The 26,067-nt window shown below is 55.5% G+C and carries 22 protein-coding genes and 1 other RNA gene; 8 read left to right on the top strand and 15 right to left on the bottom strand.

Annotated elements, in window-relative coordinates:
- The first annotated feature begins 958 nt into the window (after nucleotides 1–958).
- Nucleotides 959–1,033, top strand: a non-coding RNA gene (locus tag AC0KVQ_RS14400) — sX9 sRNA.
- Nucleotide 1,034: 1 nt separating this feature from the next.
- On the opposite strand, the gene AC0KVQ_RS14395 is transcribed toward AC0KVQ_RS14400, so the two are convergent.
- Nucleotides 1,035–2,090, bottom strand: a complete 1,056-nt coding sequence (locus AC0KVQ_RS14395) for a bifunctional nicotinamide-nucleotide adenylyltransferase/Nudix hydroxylase (RefSeq protein WP_473421867.1) — start codon at nucleotides 2,088–2,090, stop codon at nucleotides 1,035–1,037.
- Between the two features lie 50 nt (nucleotides 2,091–2,140).
- The gene (nadA, locus tag AC0KVQ_RS14390; RefSeq protein ID WP_473421866.1) at nucleotides 2,141–3,061 is read right to left on the bottom strand and encodes a quinolinate synthase NadA; all 921 of its coding nucleotides are present in this window, start codon (nucleotides 3,059–3,061) and stop codon (nucleotides 2,141–2,143) included.
- A gap of 206 nt (nucleotides 3,062–3,267) precedes the next feature.
- Between nadA and xth the strand changes: the two genes are divergently transcribed.
- Together xth and AC0KVQ_RS14380 are read left to right on the top strand one after the other, a co-directional pair.
- Entirely contained in the window at nucleotides 3,268–4,038 is a 771-nt protein-coding gene (gene xth, locus AC0KVQ_RS14385; RefSeq protein ID WP_473421865.1) for an exodeoxyribonuclease III, read from the top strand.
- Nucleotides 4,039–4,045: 7 nt separating this feature from the next.
- The gene (locus tag AC0KVQ_RS14380) at nucleotides 4,046–4,708 is read left to right on the top strand and encodes a Crp/Fnr family transcriptional regulator (protein WP_473421864.1); all 663 of its coding nucleotides are present in this window, start codon (nucleotides 4,046–4,048) and stop codon (nucleotides 4,706–4,708) included.
- A gap of 25 nt (nucleotides 4,709–4,733) precedes the next feature.
- Here the strand turns inward: AC0KVQ_RS14380 and AC0KVQ_RS14375 are convergent, their stop codons facing one another.
- Genes AC0KVQ_RS14375 through fur form a run of 3 tightly spaced genes read right to left on the bottom strand, consistent with a single transcriptional unit; the run spans nucleotide 4,734 to nucleotide 6,635 of the window.
- A complete protein-coding gene (locus tag AC0KVQ_RS14375; protein WP_473421863.1) occupies nucleotides 4,734–5,456 on the bottom strand; it encodes an arginyltransferase in 723 nt (240 codons plus the stop codon).
- Complete coding sequence (aat, locus tag AC0KVQ_RS14370; protein WP_473421862.1) at nucleotides 5,453–6,163, bottom strand: leucyl/phenylalanyl-tRNA--protein transferase; 711 nt, start codon at nucleotides 6,161–6,163, stop codon at nucleotides 5,453–5,455. The genes AC0KVQ_RS14375 and aat overlap by 4 nt, the downstream gene beginning before the upstream one ends.
- A 58-nt stretch (nucleotides 6,164–6,221) precedes the next feature.
- Entirely contained in the window at nucleotides 6,222–6,635 is a 414-nt protein-coding gene (fur, locus tag AC0KVQ_RS14365; protein WP_473421861.1) for a ferric iron uptake transcriptional regulator, read from the bottom strand.
- A gap of 67 nt (nucleotides 6,636–6,702) precedes the next feature.
- Here fur and AC0KVQ_RS14360 point away from each other — a divergent pair, with 67 nt between their 5' ends.
- Together AC0KVQ_RS14360 and dapB are read left to right on the top strand one after the other, a co-directional pair.
- Nucleotides 6,703–7,119: an outer membrane protein assembly factor BamE gene (locus tag AC0KVQ_RS14360; protein WP_473421860.1), complete on the top strand. Its 417-nt coding sequence runs from the start codon at nucleotides 6,703–6,705 to the stop codon at nucleotides 7,117–7,119.
- A 9-nt stretch (nucleotides 7,120–7,128) separates the two neighbouring features.
- A complete protein-coding gene (gene dapB, locus AC0KVQ_RS14355; protein ID WP_473421859.1) occupies nucleotides 7,129–7,929 on the top strand; it encodes a 4-hydroxy-tetrahydrodipicolinate reductase in 801 nt (266 codons plus the stop codon).
- 230 nt (nucleotides 7,930–8,159) lie between these two features.
- Here dapB and AC0KVQ_RS14350 read toward each other — a convergent pair whose 3' ends face one another.
- Nucleotides 8,160–8,816 (bottom strand): carbonic anhydrase, encoded by a 657-nt coding sequence (locus AC0KVQ_RS14350; protein ID WP_473421858.1) that lies wholly within the window; start codon nucleotides 8,814–8,816, stop codon nucleotides 8,160–8,162.
- Nucleotides 8,817–8,991: 175 nt separating this feature from the next.
- Here AC0KVQ_RS14350 and AC0KVQ_RS14345 point away from each other — a divergent pair, with 175 nt between their 5' ends.
- Both AC0KVQ_RS14345 and ppa read left to right on the top strand, forming a co-directional pair.
- Complete coding sequence (locus AC0KVQ_RS14345; RefSeq protein WP_473421857.1) at nucleotides 8,992–9,480, top strand: MarR family winged helix-turn-helix transcriptional regulator; 489 nt, start codon at nucleotides 8,992–8,994, stop codon at nucleotides 9,478–9,480.
- A gap of 236 nt (nucleotides 9,481–9,716) precedes the next feature.
- Complete coding sequence (gene ppa, locus AC0KVQ_RS14340) at nucleotides 9,717–10,268, top strand: inorganic diphosphatase (RefSeq protein WP_473421856.1); 552 nt, start codon at nucleotides 9,717–9,719, stop codon at nucleotides 10,266–10,268.
- A gap of 61 nt (nucleotides 10,269–10,329) precedes the next feature.
- On the opposite strand, the gene AC0KVQ_RS14335 is transcribed toward ppa, so the two are convergent.
- The 7 genes from AC0KVQ_RS14335 to nifU all read right to left on the bottom strand — a co-directional run bounded on the left by AC0KVQ_RS14335 (nucleotide 10,330) and on the right by nifU (nucleotide 18,298).
- Complete coding sequence (locus tag AC0KVQ_RS14335; RefSeq protein ID WP_473421855.1) at nucleotides 10,330–12,915, bottom strand: sodium-translocating pyrophosphatase; 2,586 nt, start codon at nucleotides 12,913–12,915, stop codon at nucleotides 10,330–10,332.
- Between the two features lie 525 nt (nucleotides 12,916–13,440).
- Nucleotides 13,441–14,274 carry a nitrogen fixation protein NifM gene (gene nifM / locus AC0KVQ_RS14330; protein ID WP_473421854.1) on the bottom strand — a complete coding sequence of 278 codons (834 nt, stop codon included), beginning with the start codon at nucleotides 14,272–14,274 and terminating at the stop codon, nucleotides 13,441–13,443.
- Entirely contained in the window at nucleotides 14,271–14,708 is a 438-nt protein-coding gene (locus AC0KVQ_RS14325; RefSeq protein ID WP_473421853.1) for a nitrogen fixation protein NifZ, read from the bottom strand. The genes nifM and AC0KVQ_RS14325 overlap by 4 nt, the downstream gene beginning before the upstream one ends.
- A complete protein-coding gene (locus AC0KVQ_RS14320) occupies nucleotides 14,702–15,025 on the bottom strand; it encodes a nitrogenase-stabilizing/protective protein NifW (protein WP_473421852.1) in 324 nt (107 codons plus the stop codon). The genes AC0KVQ_RS14325 and AC0KVQ_RS14320 overlap by 7 nt, the downstream gene beginning before the upstream one ends.
- 35 nt (nucleotides 15,026–15,060) lie before the next feature.
- On the bottom strand, nucleotides 15,061–16,182 hold the full coding sequence (gene nifV, locus AC0KVQ_RS14315; protein ID WP_473421851.1) for a homocitrate synthase: 1,122 nt from the start codon (nucleotides 16,180–16,182) through the stop codon (nucleotides 15,061–15,063).
- A 24-nt stretch (nucleotides 16,183–16,206) separates the two neighbouring features.
- A complete protein-coding gene (gene nifS, locus AC0KVQ_RS14310; RefSeq protein ID WP_473421850.1) occupies nucleotides 16,207–17,409 on the bottom strand; it encodes a cysteine desulfurase NifS in 1,203 nt (400 codons plus the stop codon).
- Between the two features lie 4 nt (nucleotides 17,410–17,413).
- On the bottom strand, nucleotides 17,414–18,298 hold the full coding sequence (gene nifU / locus AC0KVQ_RS14305) for a Fe-S cluster assembly protein NifU (protein ID WP_473421849.1): 885 nt from the start codon (nucleotides 18,296–18,298) through the stop codon (nucleotides 17,414–17,416).
- Between the two features lie 361 nt (nucleotides 18,299–18,659).
- On the opposite strand from nifU, the gene AC0KVQ_RS14300 reads away from it, so the two are divergent.
- On the top strand, nucleotides 18,660–19,217 hold the full coding sequence (locus AC0KVQ_RS14300) for a hypothetical protein (RefSeq protein WP_473421848.1): 558 nt from the start codon (nucleotides 18,660–18,662) through the stop codon (nucleotides 19,215–19,217).
- A gap of 328 nt (nucleotides 19,218–19,545) precedes the next feature.
- On the opposite strand, the gene AC0KVQ_RS14295 is transcribed toward AC0KVQ_RS14300, so the two are convergent.
- Together AC0KVQ_RS14295 and gltB are read right to left on the bottom strand one after the other, a co-directional pair.
- On the bottom strand, nucleotides 19,546–20,964 hold the full coding sequence (locus tag AC0KVQ_RS14295; RefSeq protein WP_473421847.1) for an FAD-dependent oxidoreductase: 1,419 nt from the start codon (nucleotides 20,962–20,964) through the stop codon (nucleotides 19,546–19,548).
- A gap of 134 nt (nucleotides 20,965–21,098) precedes the next feature.
- The gene (gene gltB, locus AC0KVQ_RS14290) at nucleotides 21,099–25,532 is read right to left on the bottom strand and encodes a glutamate synthase large subunit (protein ID WP_473421846.1); all 4,434 of its coding nucleotides are present in this window, start codon (nucleotides 25,530–25,532) and stop codon (nucleotides 21,099–21,101) included.
- Between the last annotated feature and the right edge of the window lie 535 nt (nucleotides 25,533–26,067).

Below are 26,067 nucleotides of genomic sequence, written 5' to 3'. Positions count from 1 at the left end.
GCTGAAACAGCAGCACCCCTATGATGTAGGGCAACGCATACATGAAGCCCAAGTGCTTTTTTTCGTACATCTGGTCTCTTCCTCTCTTCACTAAGTGAAAGCCCGTAAGCCTCCGCAATACCCTGAGCTGCTCAACCCACCACGTCAGCCTGATTTTTTGACCAATCCTGCGTCATGCTGGTCTGTCCAGATCTGCATTAACAGAGTTGAACGAAACTTATATGACACGCACTACAACAACAACAGGAGAAAACATCTCTTTTAGCTGGCATCAACAAAAACGGCAGAGGTCGGACCAACAGACAACCCTTGATTTTATTGGGATTGGCCAGCCATCAGACCACTGGACAAGTCAGGCCGAACAGTCCAAAAAATTCAGAACAGCGTTTCAGGACGAGGCGAATTATAGGAGTCGTTTTTGATAAATATCAAGAAAAATCACCCACTACCTGGCCAAGATGACAGACCAAATAGACCGGTAACATGAGAAAACAGCAATTCGCCCGACCAAGGAAGCGCAATGCATGCCGCGATTCATAAAATTACATAACAAGTCAGCAATTACTTACAATACGACGATAGCAGCAGGTATTGCGGTTCACTCTGGCACTGTTGAGGTTTGATTGTTTTTTACACAAACCCGTCAATTTTCCTGGGTGCTACACCCGTCGCAAGCAATACAGGCGTATTGCGAACATTGGCGACAAACAACCAGAAAGACTGGCGAGATTACCCTGCTGGCAGATCGTTTTTTTGCTCCATGGCAGCGTTATCTGCCGTTTGTGCTATCCATACCCCGGCGCATCAAATGCCCGCACTGGAAACAAAAAACATCAGCGTAAAATCAGCCAAGCATCAACCGACGCGTAGAACTTGTTCACGATCATGCTGCAAAGCCGTGATCAGAACTCATATGCTGCACAAAACACCCCAAAGGTACTTCCTTCGGGGCGCCCTCATGTACTACTTGTACACTCCGGTTTTTGCGCTGCTCTTCACCCCGCTGACGGCTTCTCGCTACAGATCGTCATCAGTTAGATCTGGCCCAAGAACCAGTTGACAATATAGAAGTGATCTTCGAAAAGTTCACCTTCCATACGATTGAATTCGAACAGGGGAACCCATTGCGCACGCTCGGCATCATCGCCGCCGCGAACCTTGGGCAGGCCCTCTCCGGCAGGTGCCAGTTCGATCAGGAAGGCATGGGTAATGGTGCGGCCGCGCAAACTGCGCAAGGGATGATCAAACACACGCGAAGCACGGATGGAGCCAGCGAGTACCGGCCCAGGCACCTTGAGACGGGTTTCTTCCTTCAACTCGCGAATAACGGCATCACGAATCAGCTCATCCTGATTGATGAACCCACCCGGCAGCGCCCATAGTCCCTTGCCAGGAAGATGTTTTCGTCGCACCAGGAGAATATGACCCGAATGGATCACCACGGCATCCACCGTGACAAAAGTCGGCGGGTAAGGTGCCTGCGCCCAGGCCTTGCGATAATCCTGGATAAAACGCCATTCTGCTTCCAGCACTCCAAAGAAAGCAGTCTGGCGAAAATCTTCCAGCCAGGCAAAGACGGCCGGTGGCAAATTTTCAGCACATGCCGCAAAGGCCGCACCGCCATTTTCGAAAAAGCCGCGCCGTAGTCCGGAAGCACTGATGGGAGGATCCTCAGGGACTTCAACTCGCAGCCACTGCGGAAAATGGTCCAGATAATGCGCGGACTTGCGCCCACAGCCACCGATAATGCCAATACGGAACTGTGCTTCGCGACTGCCGACATTCACGGTATCCACCGCGATAACTTTATCCACCAGATTCTGGACTTCAGTGACCCACTGCTGATCGTTGTACATGCGATCGGAACAGCCCACTACAAAAACCCGGCTTTGCCAGTCTTGCGGCAAGGCAGCACGCAACATGCTTTCGCGTTCAGCCACTGTCCAGGGATTACGCGGGCTGCGGGCTTGGCGTGCTGATCCGCAGATCACGATCAATTTGCGCGCACGCGTCATCGCCCCTTCAATCACCTTGAGGTGGCCAACATGAAAGGGCTGGAAGCGGCCAATAAAGACCAGATAATCAAGCATGGCGTAACTCCAAGCAAAAAAACAACGGGGTGCAGAACACCCCGTCCGGATCAGTTGTAGTAACGCTTTGAGAATTCGAGCATGCGTTCAATCGGGAGACACGCCGCTTCGATTTGCGCTGGCGTCAGGTAGTCAATCCTGATTCCGCCTTCACCCGACTGTGCCCGTCTTACCGCATCGACCGTATTCATCTTCATGTACGGACATTGGTTGCACTGGCACCCGGCATAGATCGGTGCCTGTTCAATCTTCAGATCAGGGCGTGCCTGGTGCATGTTGTAGAGAATGCCATCTTCGGTTGCCACAAAAATGGTGGCGTCCGCCTCACGGTCATAAGCCTTGATCCAGTTAAGCATGCCCGAAGTAGAGCCAACATAGTCAGCCTGCTTCAGAACCGGCAAGGGGCTTTCCGGATGCGCTATCAGGTATTTGGGTCCACTCACAGCTGCAAACGCTTCATCCAGTGCTGCCTGATTAAACTTGTCATGCACTTCGCATACAGCGGTCCACAACGGCATGTCATAGCCATGCAGATAATTGAGGTAGCCGCCCATATTGCGATCAGGCGAGAAAATCACCTTTTTGCCTTCGGCATGCAGGTGGGCAATGATGTCATCGACATTGCGACTGGTCACGATCCAGTCACACAGCGCCTTGTGCTCGGCCGACGAGTTGATATAGGCCACATGCACATGATCGGGATACGATTCACGCCATTTCTTCAGCGCAACCACATCGGTTTGCGTCACCAGTGAACAGGTGGAATTCATGTCCGGCAGGATGACTTCGGCTTGAGGATTCAGGATTTTTGCCGTTTCCGCCATGAAGCGCACTCCGGCGAAAACGATGGTATCGGCACCGCACTCCTTGGCATAAAGCGACAACTCGAGGCTGTCTCCGACCTTGTCGGCCATCTGCTGGATTTCGGGAGCGGTATAGTAATGAGCGAGTGTAACAACGCGACGCGACATGGCGTTCCTCCATGCATCAATTGCCGGTCTTCCCGGCAAGCAAAAAAATGTCAGCCTGTTGTTCAGCGCAAGCCTGCAACCAGATTCCCGGGTTACGCACCGAACAGCAATAATCCTAACACGCCTCACCCACAGCGAAAATTGAAAAACGACGGATAGATGGCTTCATTGGTATGATGATCCCATTACGCAGCAAGAGAATCCGCATGCAAATAGCCACCTGGAATGTCAACAGCCTCAAGGTACGCCTGCCGCAGGTACTGGATTGGCTGAATCAGCACCCGGAGATCAGCGCACTCGCGATCCAGGAAACCAAGCTTGAGGATGTTAATTTTCCCCAGGCCGAAATCGAAGCTGCTGGCTTGCATGTTGCTTATGCCGGGCAGAAAACCTACAACGGTGTTGCCATCATTTCCCGCATGCCGTTGTCGAATATCACGATCAACATTCCAGGACTGGATGACCCGCAAAAACGTGTCATTGCAGCCAATGTCGGCCCGATCCGGCTGATTTGTGTTTATGTCCCGAATGGCCAGGCGCTGGATTCAGACAAGTATCCGTACAAACTGAACTGGCTTGCCTCGCTGACAAGCTGGCTCGCTACGGAACTCAAGCAGCACCCCCGACTAGCTCTGCTGGGCGACTTCAATATCGCGCCGGAAGATCGCGACGTACACGACCCGGCCAAGTGGGAAGGACAGGTGCTGGTTTCACCACCTGAACGTGCAGCCTGGCAAACGCTATTGGGACTTGGCCTGCAAGATGCATTCCGGCTGTTTGAACAGCCGGAGAAATCATTCAGCTGGTGGGATTACCGCGGATTCGGCTTCCGGAAAAACGCCGGCCTGCGTATCGACCATATCCTGCTCTCGGCCGAGCTGACTGCCCACTGCAGCGCCTGCAGCATCGACAAGGAACCCCGCCGGCACGAACGCCCGTCCGACCACACGCCAGTGATCGCCACGCTCGACGTTTAAAGGAAAAATGATGGACAAGGCCAGACTTCTCTCCGGCAGCACCCTGTTTTGCGATCTCAACGAGCAAGAACTGGAAGAATTGGCGGCGCATGCCCAGTGGCGCAGCCTGCCCGCTCGCAAGCATGTCGTCTTGCAGGGCAGCCAAAGCCAGGAAATGTACGCCGTACTGCGCGGCAGACTCAAAGTGATACGCGAATCGGAGGATGGCCGTGAAGCCATCCTGAGCATCCTGGAACCAGGCGAGGTATTTGGCGAGCTGGCCATGCTGGATGGGGCGCCGCGCACCGCCACGGTTGAAACACTGGAGCCATGTGAACTTCTGGTACTGCATCGGGCGGATGTAATCGGTTTTCTGGAAAACCACCCGAAGGTGATGCACCAACTGATCCTGATGCTCTGTCAACGTCTGCGCAATGCTGACGAACTGGTGCAGGACACCCTGTTTCTGCCTTTGCCGCAACGCCTGGGCAAGGCATTGAAAAGCCTGGCAACAGAACATGGCTTTGATGGAAAAATCGATCTGAAGTTTACGCAGCAGGAAATCGGCAACCTAGTCGGCGCCAGCCGGGAAAGCGTCAACAAGCAATTGAACGCCTGGCAGGAGTTAGGCTGGCTAAGCATGGAAGATGGCCGCATTCAACTGCTCGCAGAGGACAAACTACCGGGCTGATACATGCCGCCGCGGGTGATGCAGGTTACGGCAGCAACTGCCACTTGCCGTCGATCAGCCCTTCGATTGGCCGGTATTGGGTTTTGTAAGTCATTTTACGGCACTCACCGATCCAATATCCCAGATAGAGGAAGGGCAACCCCAGTTGGCGCGCCAGGCCAATCTGCCACAAGATATTGAATACGCCATAACTTGCGCCGGCCACATCCGGATCATAAAAGGTATAGGCCGATGACAATCCATCATCCACTTGGTCGATCAGGCTGACCATGCGCAGCCGCCCTGCCTCGCGGAACTCAACCAGAAAGCTGGCGACATTGCTGCGCAGGATGAAGTTTTCATACTGCTCGCGATCATCCAAATCCATCCCGCCGCCTGGATGACGCGCCAGTTGATAACGTCGATAAAGTTCGAAATGCTCGTTGACGAACTTCAATCCCAGCACCCGCCCCCTGAGATCGGCATGGCGCCTGCCTGCACGCAACTGGCTGCGATTGGGATGGAATACCTCCACCGGCAAGCGTACCGGCACACAGGCATTGCACGCCTCGCATGCAGGGCGATAGACGAATTGGCCGCTGCGACGAAAACCATGCAGCATCAACTGGCTGTAAATTCGTCCATCGATCAGATCGGCCGGCGCAGCCACTTGCGAGCGCGCCAACCTGCCCTCCAGGTAACTGCAGGGATAACTGGCTGTCACATAAAACTGCACTGACAAGGATTGACCGGGCAGTCCATCACTCATGAACCTGATCCCACCGTATTCGAAATTTTATGGTGCCATAAACCCGGGGAGCGGGGCTGTGTAACTAATTGCCCCAACCTTGCGCAAAAATCTTCACGCGCAATCTCTCGCGCGCCAAAGCGCGCCAGATGGCGTGTGCGCATTTGGCAATCAATCAGCTCGAACCCCTGCTCTGCCAGCCATGGCACGAATCGAGCAAAAGCAATCTTGGAGGCATCGGCCTGCAGGGCGAACATCGACTCACCGAAAAACATATTGCCCAGCGCCACGCCATACAAACCGCCCACAAGCCTGCCATCGATCCAGGTTTCTATGGAATGGGCATGGCCCAGCGCATGCAGCGTGCAGTAACCCTCAACGATCTCTTCGCCGATCCAGCTACCGAAGCCATCGGCGCGCGGCAGGGCACAAGCCAGCATCACCTCGCGAAATGACGTATCCATGCGTATTTCATAGCTGCGGTTTCGCAGAACCTTGGCCAGAGACCGGCCAATATGCAACTCGGAGGGAAACAACACCATCCGAGGATCGAGCGACCACCACAGGATGGGCTCACCCGGCATATACCACGGGAAAATTCCTTGGCGATATGCGCTCAACAACCATTCGGGAGACAGACCGCCCCCTGCTGCCAGCAGGCCATTGGGCTCACGCAGCGCCTGCTCGATCGGAGGGAATTGCTCGGGATGGGTTAACCAGGGAATCATGAAGATTCAAGCCGGCATCAGCCGGCTTGAGAAGCATGCGATGAAGAGGAACGCTGAATCATTTCTTGCAGGATTTGCAGACGCCATACAAGTAGAGTTCGTGATCCTGAATCTCGAAACCATATTTGCTGGCAATCGCTTCCTGCTGTTTTTCCAGCGCAGGATCATAAAACTCTTCCACCTTGCCGCATTTCACGCAGACAAAGTGATCGTGGTGACCGCCATGATTGAGCTCAAAAACGGCCTTGCCCGACTCAAAATGATGACGAGTCAGGATGCCGGCCTGTTCAAACTGGGTCAGCACGCGATAAACCGTTGCCAAGCCGATATCGATCTGCTCGGAGAGCAACAGTCGATAAACATCCTCGGCCGTCAGATGGCGCTCGCCACAGGTTTCGAACAGGTTAAGGATACGAAGCCGTGGACCTGTCGCCTTGAGACCCATTTCTTTTAGTTCAGCTGCTTTGCTCATATATTTCGTCTTTGGTTCTGGAGCGCCGCTGCATCAACAGCCGCAACCGGGTTATGATATAGCGTTTGTGTCTACCGCGTACAGGCGGCCAACCGGATTTTATCAGATCATGAAACATAGACTACTTCTCATTATCATAGCTGCATTTATCGCTGCCGGCTGCACATTTCCAAATGTGGTTGCACCCTACAAACTCGACATCCCGCAGGGTAATGCCATTACCGAAGATATGGTCGCCAAACTCAAGGCTGGCATGACGCGCTCTCAGGTTCGCTTCATTCTGGGCTCGCCGCTATTGACCGATCCGTTCCACACCGACCGCTGGGATTACGTCTATACCGATGCCAAAAACAGCAAGCTTGTTCAAAAGAAAACATTCACCGTATTTTTTGAGCAGGACAAACTGACCCGCTTTGAAGGCGATGTACTTCCTGCCGCCAAGCCGATCGAAATACTGAACGCCAGTGCGCCTGCCAACAAATAAGGAATACCCATGACCATCAAATTTGCCATTGCCGGCAGTACTGGCCGCATGGGCCATATGTTGATAGAAGCAATTCTGAATGCGGAAAACTGTGAATTGCATGCCGCACTGGATCGAGCAGGCAGTGCCGGTATCGGTCAGGATGCCGCAGCATTTCTGGGCCAGGAATGCGGTATCAAGGTGACCGATTCTCTGGAAGCTCTCAAGGGTGCAGACGTATTGATCGACTTCACCCGCCCGGAAGGCACACTTGTCCACCTGGCAAAGTGTCGCGAGTTCGGGGTGAACATGATTATCGGCACGACCGGCTTTGACGAGGAAGGCAAAGCCGCCATCACTGCCGCCAGCCAACATATCGGCATTGTTTACGCGCAGAACATGAGCGTTGGCGTCAACCTGGTATTCAAACTGCTTGAGGTCGCCGCCAAGGCGCTCGCCACCGGCTATGACATTGAGATTGTCGAAATGCATCACCGCATGAAGGTGGATGCTCCGTCGGGTACCGCAATCCGCATGGGTGAAGTCGTGGCCGATGCGCTGGGACGTAACCTGAAAGAGTGCTCGGTCTACGGCCGGGAGGGCTTAACCGGCGAACGCGACCCATCCACCATCGGTTTTGCCACATTGCGCGGCGGCGATGTTGTGGGCGACCACACGGTCGTATTTGCCGGCATGGGCGAGCGCGTTGAAATCACGCACAAGGCATCCAGCCGCAGCATCTATGCACAAGGCAGCATCCGCGCGGCGCGTTTTCTGGCTGACAAAAAGACTGGGCTCTATGACATGCAGGACGTTCTCGGACTGCGCTGATTGGCGACATAAAAACTGCGGGGCGCCGGAGGCGCCCCTTTTTTGTCTGTCAGGCTTCGTGCTGCTGTTTCCTTGCGAAACAGCCCTGACTTATCACTTGTGTGGCAATGATTGCGCTATACGCGGTTTACCCAACCGCCTTGACCTGCACAACTTCAAAACGCTTCATCAAGCCTCCCTTGGTTGTCGCAGCAATTCCAATATAGTCCAACCATCAAACAGTGCAAACACTATTTGTCATTTTTCGGCAAAGCAGTAACCAGCGCTCGGAACGCATTGCTTTCCTGGTCAAATTCGTACAGTGATCCTTTGCGGATATCGAAATACCATCCGATCAAGGATAGCTGGCCAGATTCGACCCGTTCCACAATAAAGGGAAACGTCATCAGGTTATCGAGCGAAACGATGATCGAGGCCACTTCACACGCCCGTACCTGCTCGTCCACCGGACGATCCTGCAACTCACTCAATACCTGCTGACGTGCTGGCTCGGCAATCTGCACCCATTTCCCGACGAAATCCGCCCCGGACTTGGGCTCATGACCTTTCATCAGCGCACTGATCCCACCACAAGATGAATGTCCAAGCACAACGATGTTGCGCACCTCAAGATCACACACTGCAAACTCGATCGCGGCAGAGACACCATGCTTGGCATTGTCATTCTCAAAGGGCGGAACCAGATTGGCCACATTGCGCACAACGAAAATATCGCCGGGATCACAATCAGTCAGCAAGGCCGGGTCCACACGCGAATCAGAACAGCCGATCACCAGGGTCTTTGGTCGCTGCGCTTTCTTCAACTCATTGAAAATATTTTTGTTTTCGCCAAAGTATTTATGCTGAAAACGGCGAAAACCGCTGATAAAACGTTGGATGTCATCCATGCACAGTCCCATGTTTGAATTGCACCCGACTACAAGTCCATCCGTACAAACCTGAAGAAAATAATCAGACTGCAACGGATTGGGCGGGCGAACTAGTTTACCGACTTTCCGCTTGTTATGCCGCAGCGGTTCTGATTAAATCAAGAATAATATCAATTCTCATTAGCACGACAATATGCACGCCAGCAACCCGGTATCCCTTCTTGACGAGCTTGCCCGATGCTTCAAGACGTTTGAGCTGCTATCCGGCCGTCAGATACGTGCCTTGGGGCTTACCCCGCCACAATTCGAGGTCATCACCGCGCTGGGTGAAAGCGGCGACATGCATTGCGCTGCACTGGGTGAGATCACCCTGATAAGCAAAGGCACCTTGACTGGCGTGCTGGATCGCTTGCAGCAAAAAGGCTGGATTACGCGGGAACCAGCGCCAGCAGATAGGCGCAGCATTCTTGTCAGGCTGACACCACAAGGCCAGTCGCTCTACAGCCAGCTTGCCACGATGCCTCATGTGCATTTCCAGTCCACTCTTGACACTCTCGGCCCGGATTTCACCCAAAATCTGTCAACCCAGTTGCGACAGCTCAGGCACGCACTGGAAAGGCATGAGAACAAGCCAGCAAAGCGACGCTCAAACGCAGCAGAAATCCAGCCTTCACATACATGACACCCTTTTGATGACCTGAATTTGTAGTCGGCAAAAAATACCAACACATTTCTTTGTAGATCAAGCCAAGCCAATATATGATGCGTCGAAATTGAGGCACATCAACGACAATCTTGCCTTGATAATATCGATATCCTGCCCACAAGCCTGACACAGCTGGTTAGCATGCACTCCATGCCAATACTCCGGCCTCAAGCAACAGGATACTCAACAACTTTGAGACTGGATGCTCGCCCATGGATATTTCCAAAATTCCAGCAGGTACTCACTTGCCTGATGACTTCAACGTTATCATCGAGATCCCCGCCAACGCCGCGCCCATCAAATACGAACACGACAAGAAATCCGGTGCCATCTATGTAGATCGGCTGATGGGCACCAGCATGTCCTATCCGCTCAACTACGGCTATGTTCCGCACACCCTGTCCGGCGATGGCGATCCGGTAGACGTACTGGTTGCCACGCCTTTTCCGCTGCTGCCCGGTGTCGTGGTACGTTGCCGCCCAATCGGCTTGTTGCGCATGGAAGATGAATCAGGTGTAGATGCCAAGGTTCTGGCGGTGCCGGTTCACAAGCTGACGGTCCTGTATGACGATGTCAAAAACTACACCGACATGCCACTCCTGCTGATCAATCAGGTTGCCCACTTCTTCGAGCACTACAAGGATCTGGAACAGGGGAAATGGGTGAAGATCATTGGCTGGGAAGGTGCGGAGGCCGCTCGCACGGAAATTTTGGAAGGAGTGGCAAGTTACCAGAAGAATCCGGTCGATCCCTATCCGGCCTAAAAAATCAGAAAAAACGGCGCATCAAAATTTGATGCGCCGTTTTTCAAATCGTGCCCGAAAATCAGGCGCGGTTTTCTTCGACATCTTCCCCATGAATGTGGGCAACCACTTCCTTGTGCCCTTCTTCAATGGCTTCTTCAGTTTGCAGTGCTTCTTCCGTATCGATACGCATGCGATAGAAGCTGCGCCATACGAATACGATATTGATTGCAAACATGACTGCAGCCAGCACCAGAGTCAATGGACGCTGGCCTTGTGCAGCCATACCCACGGCCATTTCCACAGCGAGAAGACCAAACAACGTGGTGAACTTGATGATCGGATTCATGGCAACCGATGAGGTATCCTTGAATGGATCACCCACGGTATCACCGATCACGGAAGCCGCATGCAGATCGGTACCCTTGGCACGCAATTCGGTTTCCACGATCTTCTTGGCGTTGTCCCAGGCACCACCAGCGTTAGCCATGAACACGGCCTGATACAAGCCGATAATAGCGATCGAAATCAGATAACCAATAAAGAAGAACGGTTCAACAAAAGCACAAGCCAAGGTACCGAAGAACACGGCCAGGAAGATATTGAACATGCCTTTCTGCGCATAAATCGTGCAGATCTCGACCACCTTCTTGCTATCCTCGGTCGAAGCCTTGGTTACACCGTCCAGCTTCATGGCGCGCTTGATGAACTCCACCGCACGATAGGCACCGGTCGACACTGCCTGGGTGGATGCACCGGAGAACCAGAAGATCGTGGAGCCACCCATGATCAAGCCGAGCAGGAACGGTGGATGCAACAGCGAAAGCTTATCGAGATTTTCCGTCAGGCCATTGGTTAGCAACATGATGATCGAGAACACCATCGTGGCGGCACCCACCACAGCGGTACCAATCAGCACCGGCTTGGCTGTTGCTTTGAAGGTATTGCCCGCGCCATCGTTTTCTTCCAGCAGATCCTTGGCTTTGTCGAAATTTACGGCAAAGTGGAAATCACGCTTCACTTCTGCTTCGATATTGGGAATTTGCTCGATGGTCGACAGTTCGTACACGGATTGCGCATTGTCGGTAACCGGACCATAGCTATCGACAGCGATGGTCACTGGCCCCATCCCCAGGAAACCGAACGCCACCAGACCAAACGAGAACACCGCCGCCATCACTCCGGCTTTGGCTGGATCGGGGTTGATCACGCTGGCAAGTTCCCCTTGCGATACGAGATAGGCGCCGCCCATCAGGCCGACAATCACCAGCCCCATCCAGTAGGCCGAGAAATTACCTGCAGTCAGGCCCGCCAGAATGTTCAGCGAAGCGCCGCCCTCGCGCGAAGCTGTCACCACTTCCCGCACATGGCCGGAATTGGTCGAGGTAAAGGCCTTCACCACTTCAGGAATGATGGCGCCAGCGAGTGTGCCGAAAGTAATGATGATCGAAAGTTGCCACCACAGGCTGGAATACACCGTACCGGCGATCGTGATGTCGCCGATAAGCAAGTTGGAAACCAGGAAAGTCAGCAGCACAGAAACGATGGACGTAACCCAAACCAGCGAGGTCAGCGGCGCTTCGTAATCAAAGCGATCCTGCATGCCATACTTGGCCCGCATCGCAACTTCATTGCCAAGATAGGAAACACCGGATGCAATGATCATCATGACTCGCATCACGAAGATCCAGACCAGCAACTGCACCTGCACCGCGGCTTCCGGCACGGCCAGCATGATAAAGCTGATCAGCGCTACGCCAGTTACGCCGTAGGTTTCAAAACCGTCGGCAGTCGGGCCAACCGAGTCACCAGCATTATCGCCGGTACAGTCAGCAATCACGCCCGGATTGCGCGCATCATCTTCATCGATTTTGAAGACAATTTTCATCAGATCAGAGCCGATATCGGCGATCTTGGTAAAGATACCCCCGGCGATACGAAGTGCTGCCGCACCAAGCGATTCACCGATGGCAAAGCCGATGAAGCACTTGCCAGCCAGGCTGTTCGGGATAAACAGCAGGATGCACAGCATGATCAGCAGTTCGGTCGAGATCAGCAGCATGCCGATCGAAATACCGGATTTCATCGGAATTGCATACACCGGATAGGCTTTGCCCCTGAGCGATGCAAAGGCGGTACGGCTATTGGCCAGGGTATTGATGCGAATGCCAAACCAGGCTACGCCGTAAGAGCCGGCAATACCAATGACAGAGAACAGCAGGATCAGCAACACTTCGCCAGCACCCAACTGCTGCACCAGGCCGAAGTACAGCACGATGATTACCGCAATAAAGGCTTCCAGGATCAGCAGAAACTTGCCTTGGGTGATCATGTAGGTCTTGCAGGTTTCGTAAATCAGTTCGCTGACATCGGCCATCGATTTGTGAACCGGCATGCGCTTGATCTGGCCATAAATCACCGCACCAAAGACCAGCCCGGCAAGGCAGATCAGAATGCCCCAACTCAGCAATGCCCAACCTGACATCCCGCCCAGAAAGGTCGCCAATGCCTTATCTGCAAGATCAGGCAAAACCAGATTGGCTTCGCTGACATGACCTGCTTCGTTCGCATGAACCGGAAACGAAGCCAAGGCCAACGCTGCTGCGGCCAGACTTCGCCCCATCCCCTGTTGCTTCAAATACGACACCGCCGTTCCTACGACTGACATATGTGAAACTCCTCCATGAGGACTGCATGAAAAATTTTTTGGGAATCAGACCGCCAAGCTGGTTTTCATTTGATTTCTGTCTAGGATGAACAAACAGAAAGGTCATAAAAAAAGCAACTTTTCGGCCTTTTGGCATTTTTCACACTTCCCGCAAAGATGGAGTTGACCAACGTCAAATATTCAATGTAAATCGTGAAATTTCACTACATTGCTTTTCCACAAACACTGGCAGGCAATTAGGCACCACCACAATCAGCACGCCACTTTTTCCCGTAAACTCATGCACTCAGGCGAGAAATCCGCATAAAGGCCGCTACAAGACCAAGCGCACCATGTAAGGAAAAACTGACCACAACAAAACAATGCCCAACCACTCAAATATGAATAGTCGGGCATTGTTGAAACATGCTCAGCTAAAAAAGCTGTCAGGGCCTGTTCAAAGTCTGTCGCGAGAAGTGTTCAGCGGGGTGAAGAGCAGCGCATGAGCCTCGAACAGCGCCTCTCTGCAAGACTTTGAACAGATTCTTAGAAGGATGACAACTGCTTGAGCCAGGCAGTTTGCACTTGCCGATCTCGCCTGGCTTGCAGTGTGATCATCAATTGGGAAGAAATCTCCGCGAATTCCTGCATGCTTGCGGCGCGCGATGCTTCGCAGGTCAATAGATGGAAACCCATTTCGGATTCGACCACGCCGCTGACATCTCCCGGCAGCAAGCTGAATACGATCGAATCGAGTTCCGGATATAACTGGCCTTGCTTTACCCACCCCAATTCGCCGCCATTAAGGGCGGTGGGGCATTCCGAGTAACGCAATGCCAGATCAGTAAATGAAGCTTGCGCGGCCTTCAGTTGCTCCGCCACCGCATTTATCCGCAGCAGTGCCTTTTCCCTGCGGTTTTCAGGGATGGCATCGTTGACGGTGATCAGGATATGCCGCGCCTGGCGCGCCTCCTGAATGGCAAATCGTTCGCGATGTTGCCAATAAAAAATCTCTGCATCCTGTTCTGTGACCCGCGGTGCCACCCGTGTCACGAGTGTGAGCACGGCATCTACGGTCAACTCACGCATCAGGGCTTGGCTTAAAAGTGTTTCATCCAGATCATTCGCGGCCAGATCATTCAGATAGCTTTCGCGATCCGGGTAGCGCGCACGGATCGTCTGTACGGCCTGCGCTACCACAGCCTGATCAACCGTGCAACGTGCGGCTTCCGGTGATCTGAGGATACGTTCCTGCAAACGCCATTGGCGCAATGCCTGCGCATGCACCGTTGCCCGCAGTTCGCCCGACAGTTGTACCGGCGGCAGCTGATGCTGGGCCAGGGCAGACTGAAATTCCAGGTAGGGTATGGTTGCGGTCATACAACGTCTTCCAGCAAGCTTTCCGGCACCTGCAGAATTCGGTCGCCAAAGATCACTTCGTATTGCACCGGTTCGCTATGGTTGAGCACATGCATGATCTCGCCGATATCCCCGACTTTGGCCCGTACCTGACCGCCTACCGCCAAGGTCAGCGCGGCACGCACACGGTCACGACTATCGAATCTGTGCGCAATCCAGGGTGCATCGGCGGCCTGGACCTCTTGCTCGCGACAACCAACCAGACGGTTTTCATCCAGGAACAGTACGGCATAGATGACCTGATCTTGCAGGAACGTACCGACATCCTGGATCACGCCGATGCTGCCCCGGCGCACCAGCAGCTCGCCGCGTGCCTTGCCCGGGAAAGTGCCATCGTTACGGATGGGCCGCAGCACACGGATGGCATCTCCTTGCTGAAATTGGCTCTTCAGCATGTTGCCTCCTTGCGTCGGCCACCGATCGCGGACAGAGGAACCGTGGCAATAACCGGCTTGAAGATCTTGAACAGTTGCGCTTCGCGTGCACTGGAATCGACCATGCTGGAATAGGCCATGGCAAAAATTGCACGCAGTTGGGCATAGTCCAGCGTACCCCAGTTCTCTGGCAGCAGATTGTGAAAGCGCTGCAAAATGGCTAGCCGGTTGCGCCCCAGCAAGGCCGGATCAAAGTCGATGCCGAAGAAGTTGCAGTAATCCTCAGCGCTCACGAGTTCAGCAAAATCACCTTGCCAGTTTTCAGTCAAAGTATCCATTTCCGATAAGCTCCTTCGTATTGTTTTGGTACGGCTCAGTTACAGATCAGTTCGGTTTCCGCTTCGTTGATCCAGCGGCAGATTTCCTCGAATACAGGCGGATGCTTGTAGTGGCTGACATAGTTACGTAACCTGGGAAGCAATTCCTGTGCCGTGTTTCGATCCAGAAACAATCCATACTCGGCGCAAAAACGCACAATGGACTGGCTACCGGAATGCTTGCCCAACTGCCATTCGTGGCTGCGCCCAAGCCAGGCAGGATCGACCACCTGATAGTTGGCCGGATCCTTGAGCAAGCCATCGACGTGGATGCCTGCCTCATGCCGGAAAACGCCATCACCGACACCCGGTAGCTGGGGGGAAATCTGTCTGCGCGCAGCGCCGGCTACCAACTGGGCCAGCGCGGGCAAACGACTCAAACAGACACCCTCATCCTGACTAAACAAGGTTTTGAGGCCAAGAGCCGTTTCTTCCAGCGAGGCATTACCTGCCCGCTCGCCCAGCCCCAGTACCGTGGTATTGACATGCGTGGCACCGGCACGAATCGCCGCCAACGTATTGGCCGTGGCCAGGCCCAGATCATTGTGGGCATGCATTTCCAGATCTAGACTGGTGACATAGCGAAGCTGACCAATGATCTCGAAGGTAGAAAACGGATCAAGCTTTCCGAGCGTATCGGCAAAACGCAGACGGTCGGCACCGCTGCGCTGCGCCATCTCGGCAACCTCCTTCATGAAATCGACATCGGCACGCGAGGCATCCTCCATACCCACGGTCACGGCAAAGCCCATTTCGCGGGCCTTTGGCACCCAGCGTGCCACCATGCCCAGCGCCCAAGCCCGGGTTTGTTGCAGCTTGCGCGCCAGTTGCTGATCGGACACAGGAATCGACAGGTTGACCCGCGCCAGCGGCAAGCCTTTGCAGGCAGCGAGATCCTCGCCGTGCATGCGGCACCAGCCGGTCAGCCTGGCCCCGACCGAGCCCATGGCGCGTATCGCACCACACTCCTCGCCACCCATGGCCGGAATACCGGCCTCAAGCTCATAGACGCCCGCCTTGACCAGTGCCTGGGCAATGGCGACCTTTTCCGAAAGGGTAAAGGCCACGCCGGCAGCCTGTTCGCCATCACGCAGCGTGGTATCGTGGATGGTGACCATATGACACCTCTTCCGTCATGAGTATCAGGCGTATTCAGGCTGAAACGCTTTTTGCGCCGGGCCGCTCTCCCCCCAGTAAGGAGAAAGCTTGCGCAGATGCGCGATGATCTTCGGCACTGTGGCAATCACATGTTCGACTTCCGCTTCGGTGGTATAGCGCGAGAGCGAGAAGCGCACCGTGCCGTGCGCAGCGGTGTAGGGAATGCCCATGGCCCGCATCACATGCGAGGGCTCGAGCGAACCGGAGGTGCAGGCCGAACCGCTGGAAGCCGCAATACCCGCATGGTTCAGGTGCAACAGAATGGCCTCGCCCTCGATGTACTCAAAAGCAATGTTGGCGGTATTGGGCAGACGATTGTCCGGGTCACCCGTAACGAAGGCGTAGGGCGTTGCGCACAGGATGCCAACCTCCAGCCGATCACGCAGGCGTTTCACCGTGGTCCACTCCTCGTGCATGTGTTCTCGCGCCAGTTTTGCCGCCACACCCAGGCCAATGATGCCGGCCACGTTTTCAGTGCCAGCACGACGACCACGTTCCTGATGGCCGCCACGCAACAACGGGCGATAGCGCAATCCTCGGCGCAGATACAGCACCCCTACCCCTTTGGGCGCATGCAGTTTGTGGCCGGACAAAGACAACATGTCGATGGCACTGTCTTTCAGATTGATCGGTACCTTGCCGGCGGCCTGCACGGCATCGGTATGAAAAACGGCACCGACTTTTTTGGCCATCTCGGCCATTTTCAGCACCGGGAAGAGTGTGCCGGTTTCGTTGTTGGCCCACATTACGCTGACCAGCGCGGTGTTCTCGGACAGCAGGCTTTCATAGTGCGCCAGATCGATCCGGCCACGACCATCCACCGGCAGGATATGCAGGGTATAGCCTTCGTGCTCGGCCAGATGCTTGCACACAGCCAAGACGGCCGGATGCTCGACTGCGGAGGTGATAATTTCCTTGCGCTCTGGCTGTACCTTCAATGCCGACAGAATCGCGGTATTGTTCGATTCGGACGCACAGGAGGTAAAAACGATTTCCGTATCGTAGGCCGCACCCAGCAGTTGCTGCACTTCGCTGCGCGCCTGCCGGATCGCCCCTTCAACCTGACTGCCGAACTCATGCATAGAGGACGGATTGCCGAACTGCTCGGTAAAGAATGGCAGCATGGCAGCGACAACCTCAGGGGAGCAGGCAGTGGTGGCGTTGTTGTCGAGGTAAGCGGTTTTCATGGCATCACTCCCAATCGGAAACAGGTACGACCTGCACCGGCTCGCCCAGTGCGGATTGCAGCTTTTGCTCGATACCGGCCAGCGTCATGCGCTCCATCTGGCACCCGACGCAGCCACCCAGCAACTTCACGAAAATCAGTGCATCGTCGACATCAACCAACTCGATATCGCCGCGATCCTGTTGCAGAATCGGGCGCACTTCCTCGATCACGGCCTCGATCTTCTTCAACCGTGCCAATTTTCCACCCGGTTTTGGCCGTGCCATCGGCGGTGCAATGGGTGACGAAGGCGGTACCACAACCTTGGTCGCCTCGCCTGCCATCTCACGCAACACCCTGGCCATCACATTTTCAATCTTTTCGTGGCAAGTCGCGCAAGCGCCACCCGCCTTGGTGTAGTGGGTTACCTGTTCGAGCGTGGTCAGCTTGTTGGTGCGCACCACGCTTTCGATCAGGTGCGAATCGATGGCAAAACACTTGCAGATCAACTCGCCTTCTTCATGGTCATCGCAAACGGTTTCACCGCGATAATTGGCAATGGCGGCCTGCAGCGCCTCCTGCCCCATCACCGAGCAATGCATCTTTTCCGGCGGCAGCCCGCCCAGATAATCGGCGATTTCCTGGTTAGATACTGCCAGCGCCTCGTCCAGCGTCTTGCCCTTGATGATTTCAGTCAGCGCTGACGATGAAGCAATGGCAGAACCGCAACCGAAGGTCTGGAACGTGGCTTCAATGATCTGGTCGGTATCCGGATCGACCTTGAGCGAGAGCCGCAGCGCATCGCCGCAACTGATCGAACCCACTTCGCCCACGGCGTTGGCATCCTTGAGTTCCCCGGCATTGCGAGGATTGAAGAAATGGTCTTTGACCTGGTCTGTATAGTCCCACATGGTGAGCCCCTTTCTGTGCTGTGCAAGCAAGTTGGTGCAAAGGGCGTGCCACCATAAAAAACAACGCAAGCCATTGATTTAAATTGAATTGTAAGTATTCACACCTCAAGATTTGGCGGGGTTATGACATCGGCAATCCCCTGCCCTGTCGCATCTGCGACAGGGCTTTGGAATATGCCATAAACGCATCCGATTCCGTCAATCAAACTCGCACCAAACCGCTTGTCGACCCAAGTTTCTTACAAGCACCAGAATAGTGCCCACACTGCCAGGTACCGGCTTAAGCTGAGAGCACACAGAGATTTTTTCCTGTCGAGGCGACAACCGGCAAGAGGTACGCAAGATGGATAAACCACTACGCATGAGAGCGGCTTTAGTGGCCATGATTCTGCTGACTGGCTGTTCCAGTTTGCTACCTTCAGTTCGGCAACGTTCGGAATCGGTATGGAAAAGTTATGACGAGGCGCACACCGCGTTTGATCGCATCCAGCCGGGCACAACCAGACTGGAAACGTTGTGGGAGCTCGGGTTTGATCCGCGCAAACACCCGAATATCGAAGTTTTGAACTATCTGGACATCATCAGGCACTTCATTCCCAACGACTCGATCCCGATGAACAGCGTCGATGAAGAAGTACGCAGTTGCCTGCAGGCCAAAACCGATTGCCATGGCTATCTGGTCAGTGCCGGTTTTACTTACCGAAAGCGCCTTGGCAACGCTTTTCTCGACGTATTCAATTTCCGGCGCCAGACCCAGACCAGCGGCTGGAAGTTTCAGGGTTTGATCGTGATGAACAAGGATCTGGTGGTCTACAAGCTGGCCAGCGGTCAGCCCAACATCCTGGATTTTGAAGACAAGAAGAACCCGCTCGGCCCATTGCAGGATATCTCGGTGCCAGCACAGGTGGATTTGCTTTAGCCGCCAATTGAACCAAAGGTTATGCGTCCTGCTCCCCTTCCGGGGCATGGTAGTGTAGGGCCATCTTGTACACACTGATGCCACCGAAAATCAGCAGCACAACCAGTAAAACCGCACCCAGCAGCAAGGCATCCATCACAACTCCTCTGGCTATATCGGCATAACGCCCTTGTGCGAGACCTTATCGAACAGCCATGAACTTATGATGAAAGAATGATTGCAGATTTATACAGAGCCAATGCCGACCAGCGCTTGCGGGCATTCATACAAAAAAAATCCCGCGTAGTGCGTAATGCGGGATTTTTCGTTCATGGCGACCAGCGATCGATTACCACACACCCAGATAATCCAGCATGCCTTCCGCCGCCTGTCGACCTTCGAATACGGCGCGCACCACCAGGTCGGCACCGCGCACCTGGTCGCCACCGGCGAACACCTTCGGGTTGCTGGTCTGCTGCTTATAGCGCTGGCTGACTGGCGCCACGGTGCGGTTCCAGTCGTCCACCCTGATGCCATGCGCTTCAAACCACGGGGCGGCTTCGGTCTGGAAACCGAATGCAACGATCACGTGATCGCAAACGATGGCCTCTTCCGAACCCTTGACGATTTCCGGTTTGCGGCGGCCCTTTTCATCGGGCTCGCCCAGTTTGGTGGTCACGAGCGTCAGCACCAGCGTACCATCGAGTTGCCGGGTGATGCCGGTGGGCTGGCGATTCCACAGGAAATTGACGCCTTCTTCCTTGGCATTTTGCACCTCGCGCTTGGAGCCGGGCATGTTGGCTTCGTCGCGGCGATAGGCACAGATCACGTTTTTTGCGCCCTGGCGGATCGAGGTGCGGTTGCAGTCCATCGCGGTATCGCCGCCGCCGAGCACCACCACGCGCTTGCCCTGCATCGACAGGCGCGGCTCACTGCCGAGTGTCCCCAGATTGTGGCGCACGTTGTTGATCAGGAAAGGCAGCGCTTCGATCACGCCCGGCAGGTTTTCGCCGGGGAAGCCGCCCTTCATGTACTTGTAGGCACCCATCCCCATGAAGACGGCATCGTAATTGGCCAGCAGGCTCTCGAACGACACATCGCGGCCAATTTCGGTATTCAGGCGGAATTCCACGCCCATGCCTTCCATCATCTGGCGACGGCGCACCACGACATCCTTTTCCAGCTTGAATTCGGGAATGCCGAAAGTCAGCAGGCCGCCGATCTCTTCATAGCGATCGAACACCACCGGCTTCACGCCGTTGCGCACCAGCACATCGGCGCAACCCAGACCCGCCGGCCCGGCACCGATGATGGCCACGCGCTTGTCGGTCCAGACGACATTGGACATGTCCGGACGCCAGCCGGCCTTGAACGCTTCGTCGGTGATGTATTTCTCGATCGAGCCGATCGTCACCGCACCGAAACCGCCCTGGTTCAGCGTACAACTGCCCTCGCACAGCCGATCCTGCGGGCAGACGCGGCCGCAGATTTCCGGCAGGCTGTTGGTCTTGTGGCTGAGTTCGGCCGCTTCGAACAACTTGCCCTCCTTCACCAGCTTGAGCCAGTTGGGGATGAAGTTATGCACCGGGCATTCCCATTCACAATACGGATTGCCGCAATGCAGACAACGCGCGGCCTGTTCCGCGGCATCGATCTGCGCCAACGGCGCGTAGATTTCCCTGAACACCTGCTTGCGCGCGTCGGCTTCGACCTTGGCACCCGGATCGCGGGCCACGTTCATGAACTGGAAAACATCATTCTTGGACATTTAACACCTCGTGAGGCGTGAAGGGTGAGGGGTAAGGGGTAAAGCCCATGCGCTCTCACACATCATCACCAGTTTATTCAGAGCAGGGAGACGGTTTTACACCTCACGCCTCACCCCTGACTCCTCACAACACATCAATCTTGCAACAGGCTATCGATATGCGCGGCCTTCGGCTTCACCAGCCAGAAGGCATCCGCAGCGGCGTCGAAATCTTCCAGCAGTTCGCGGCCAATACTGCTGCCGGTCAGCTTCACGTGCTGTTCCAGCTTCTCGCGCAGGAAGGCGCGGTGCGGTTCCATCGACTCGGTATTGATGTGGTTGATATCGATCAGCTCGTTGTTGTAGCGGTAAGCGAACTTGCGGCCCGGGTCGTACACAAAGGCAAAGCCGCCGGTCATGCCCGCGCCAAAGTTGTAGCCGGTCTCGCCCAGCACGATCACGCAGCCGCCAGTCATGTATTCGCAACCATGGTCGCCCACGCCTTCGACCACAGCGGTCGCGCCCGAATTGCGCACGGCAAAGCGCTCCCCTGCCACACCGGCCGCGAACAACTCGCCGCCAGTCGCACCGTACAGGCAGGTATTGCCGGCAATCACCGCTTCGTGCGAATCGAAGGCACTGCCCTTGGGCGGATAGATCACGATCTTGCCACCGGCCATGCCCTTGCCAACGTAATCGTTGGCATCGCCTTCGAGCTCGATCGTCAGTCCGCGTGCATTCCACACCCCCAGACTTTGCCCAGCCGAGCCCTTCAACCGGATCGTCAGGCAATCCGCCGGCAGCCCGTCCGCACCGTGCGCCTTGGCGATCTCGCCGGAAAGCCGTGCGCCGATCGAGCGGTTGATGTTCTGCACCGCGTAATCCAGCACCTGCGGCGTTGCGGCCAAAATGCCGGCCAGTGCATCCTTCACCATCGTTTCGGCCAATTCACCCTTGTCGAACGACGGATTGGAAGCTTCGACACAGAAACGCGGCTCGGCTGCCGGAATCTCGCCTTGGCTCAGCAGACCATCGAGCTGCAGCTTGTGCTGTTTCTCGGTGATGCCGTTCTCCAGCGCCAGTAGATCGCTGCGGCCGATCAATTCCTCCATGCTGCGCACGCCCAACTTCGCCATCCATTCGCGCGTTTCCTGCGCGATGAAGGTGAAGTAGTTCATCACCATTTCCGGATAGCCGATGAAGTGCTTGCTGCGCAGCTTCACATCCTGCGTCGCCACGCCAGTGGCGCAATTGTTCAGATGGCAGATGCGCAGGAACTTGCAGCCCAGCGCCACCATCGGGCCGGTGCCGAAGCCGAATGATTCCGCGCCCATCAGCGCGGCCTTGACCACATCAAGGCCCGTCTTCAGGCCGCCGTCGGCCTGCACGCGCACGCGGCCGCGCAGGCCATTGGCACGCAGCACCTGCTGCGCCTCGGTCAGCCCCAGCTCGAACGGCGTGCCGGCATATTTCACCGAAGTCAGCGGCGAAGCGCCGGTACCGCCATCATGGCCCGAGATCGTGATCAGGTCGGCATAGGCCTTGGCTACCCCAGCAGCAATCGTGCCAACGCCGGGCTCGGCCACCAGCTTCACCGATACCAGCGCCTGCGGGTTGACCTGCTTCAGATCGAAGATCAGCTGCGCCAGGTCCTCGATCGAATAGATATCGTGATGCGGCGGCGGGGAAATCAGCGAAATGCCCGGCTTGGAGCAGCGCAGCTTGGCGATCACCGCCGAAACCTTGTCGCCCGGCAACTGGCCGCCCTCGCCCGGCTTCGCGCCCTGCGCGACCTTGATCTGCAGCACTTCGGCGTTCACCAGATAATGCGGCGTCACGCCGAAACGGCCCGAAGCGATCTGCTTGATCTTGGACATCTTGACCGTGCCGTAGCGCGCCGGGTCTTCACCGCCTTCGCCCGAGTTCGAGCGCGCGCCCAGCCGGTTCATGCCTTCGGCCAGCGCCTCGTGCGCTTCCGGGCTCAAGGCACCCAGCGACATGCCGGCGGAGTCGAAACGCTTGAGGATGGCTTCGACCGGTTCGACTTCCGACAACGGAATCTCCCTGGCCGGATCAATGCTCAGATTCATCAGGTCACGCAGCATCGCCACCGGACGCTCGTTCACGAGCTTGGCGTACTTGCGGTACTCGGCGTAATCGCCGCCCTGCACCGCCTTTTGCAGCTGCATCACCACATCCGGGTTGTAGGCGTGGTATTCCTCGCCGTGCACGTACTTCAAGAGGCCACCCTGTTGAATCGGGCGCATCGGGTTGAAGGCAAGCTTGTTGAGCTGCTGCTGGTCGGCTTCGAAATCGGCAAAATCCGCCCCGGAAATGCGCGAGACCGTGCCGGTCAGGCACAGATCGACCACGTCTTCGTGCATGCCGACGGCTTCGAACAATTGCGAGCTGCGATACGAGGCAATCGTGGAAATGCCCATTTTCGACAGGATCTTCAGAAGGCCCTTGTCGATGCCCTTGCGGAAATTGGCACATGCTTTGTCCAAGGCATAGTCGATCTGACCCAGATCAATCAGCTCCTGCACGGTCTGGTACGCGAGGTACGGGTAGATCGCCGTGGCACCGTAGGCGATCAGGCAGGCAAAGTGATGCGGATCACGCGTGGTACCGGTTTCAACCACGATATTGGTCTTGCAGCGCAGGCCGGCATTGACCAGTGCATGCTGCACCGCGCCCGTAGCAAACAGCGCGTGGATCGGCAAACGCCCCTTGGCAATATTGCGGTCGGACAGGACGACGATCACCACTTCGTCATCGCGCACCGCCGACAGGACCGCGGCCTGCAGGCGCTCGATCGCCTGCCTGAGCGTTTCGCTGGCCGGGTCATAGCTCAGGTCAAAACTGCGCGGCTTGTAGGCTGGATCGATCTGCTCGGTCAGGATCTGGAACTTGCGCGCGGACAGGATCGGCGAGCGCACTTCGATACGCTTGGCGTTGTATTCCTCTTCCAGGAACACATTGCGCTCGGCACCGAAGCAGGTATTCAGCGACATCACGATCGCTTCGCGGATCGGATCGATCGGCGGGTTGGTGACCTGCGCGAACTGCTGGCGCAGGTAATCAAATGGCGAGCGCACCTGCTGCGACAGCACCGCCATCGGCGTATCGTCGCCCATCGAGCCAATCGCTTCCTGGCCATCCTGCGCCAGCACGCGGATCACCTGATCGCGCTCTTCGAAGGTCAACTGGAACTGCTTCTGGTAAGTCTGCAACTGATCCTTGCCCCAGGCATGCAGCACGCCCGGATCACCGCTCTCTTCGAGCTGGATCGCGTGGCGTTTGATCCACTGGCGGTACGGGTGCGCCGACTTCAGGCGGTTGTCGATGGTTTCGGTATCGAGGAATTCACCCGTCTGCAAATCGGCAGCAACGATCTGGCCCGGCTTGACGCGGCCTTTCTTCACCACGTCTTCCGGCTTGTAGTTCCACACACCGATTTCGGACGCGATGGTCAGATGGCGATCCTTGGTGATCACATAGCGCGCCGGGCGCAGTCCGTTGCGGTCCAGCATGCAGCCGGCATAGCGACCATTGGTCCAGACGATACCGGCCGGGCCATCCCACGGCTCCATGTGCAGCGAGTTGTATTCGTAGAATGCGCGCAAGTCGCGGTCGTTACTGTCGACGTTCTGCCACGCCGGCGGCACCAGCATGCGCATGGCGCGGAAGATGTCGATGCCGCCCATCAACAGGCCTTCGAGCATGTTGTCGAGGCTCATCGAATCCGAACCGTTGGTCTGCACGATCGGGCGCACGGCACCCATGTCGAGATGCGGCGTTTCCAGAATCGCCTCGCGCGCCTTGGCCCACAGGCGGTTGCCGGCAACCGTGTTGATTTCGCCGTTGTGCGCCAAGAAGCGGAATGGCTGCGCCAGCTTCCACTGTGGCCAGGTATTGGTCGAGAAACGTTGGTGGTAGACGGCGAGCGACGATTCAAAGCGCGGATCGCTCAGATCCGGGTAGAACACCGGAAGGTTATCCGGCGTCACCAAGCCCTTATAGGAAATCACATGCGGGTTGAGCGTCGGGATATAAAACGCGGCATCGCCGGCATTGGCCTTCTCGGCCAGACGACGTGCGGCATAGAGCTTACGCTCGAAGCTGGCGTCATCCATGCCATCAGGGCAATTGACGAACACCTGCTTGAACAGCGGCAGGGTCTTGAGCGCATATTCGCCACAAGCCTCGATATTGGTCGGCACGGTACGGATACCGGCCAGCACCAGCCCTTGCGCTTCGATGGCCTGCTTGAGGTTGCCAAGCGATTCGTCGGCGATATGGAACACCAGACCAGCGGCATAACGCTCGGTCAGCGCGAAACCATTTTCGGCCGCGACTGCGCGCAGGAAGCCGTCCGGTTTGCGGAACAAGAGGCCGCAACCATCGCCCGATTTGCCATCGGCCGCCACAGCACCCCGGTGGGTAAGACAGGCCAGCGAATTAATCGCAGTGGAAACCAGCCAGTGCGAAGGCTTGTCGTCCATTTGCGTGATCAGGCCGAAACCGCAGCTATCCTGTTCAAACTGCGGGCGGTACAGCGTGCCCTGCAACCAGCTTTGTCTGTCCATTGCGTGCAACCCTTGAGCTAACCGTTCAAACCGTCGGAATCTTGCTGGCTGACTAAAATTTCAGCGCCCATCCGACAAAAGGGTCAACATCTTATACCTATTAAAAAGACCATGCAATCAAGCATGGATCTTCAGGCAGGGAAATTGGAGATTGCTAAATGAAATCTAAGCTTTACTAATAAAATTTGAGCTGAGAATAAAACTTGAGGCCACCCATTGATAAGGCATTAACAACCACGACTCACAACCGCCAGCTATCAAAAAAACTACTCATCATCAACAACTTAAGACGGATCATTTTTTATTAACAAGCCATCGCTCAATAAAGATAACTTGAAGCCAACAATGTCATTAACAAGTCCGTATCTCTGAACCTCATGGCAAACCTGAGCTTTGCTGCGTTTTTGCAAATAAAACCTGTGCCCAATATTCCAATTTCAAATAAAAAATGTGCTAACTGTCTAGTTTCGTACGATCATATCTCGCAACGTATCCTGAAACTTGCCACTGCGCGCGAGGTTTTGGGTAGTCTTCT

This window comes from Formivibrio sp. oc-25 (assembly GCF_055810895.1).
Note: the sequence above shows the minus strand (reverse complement) of the source record. Positions and strands in the feature narration are given on the sequence as shown.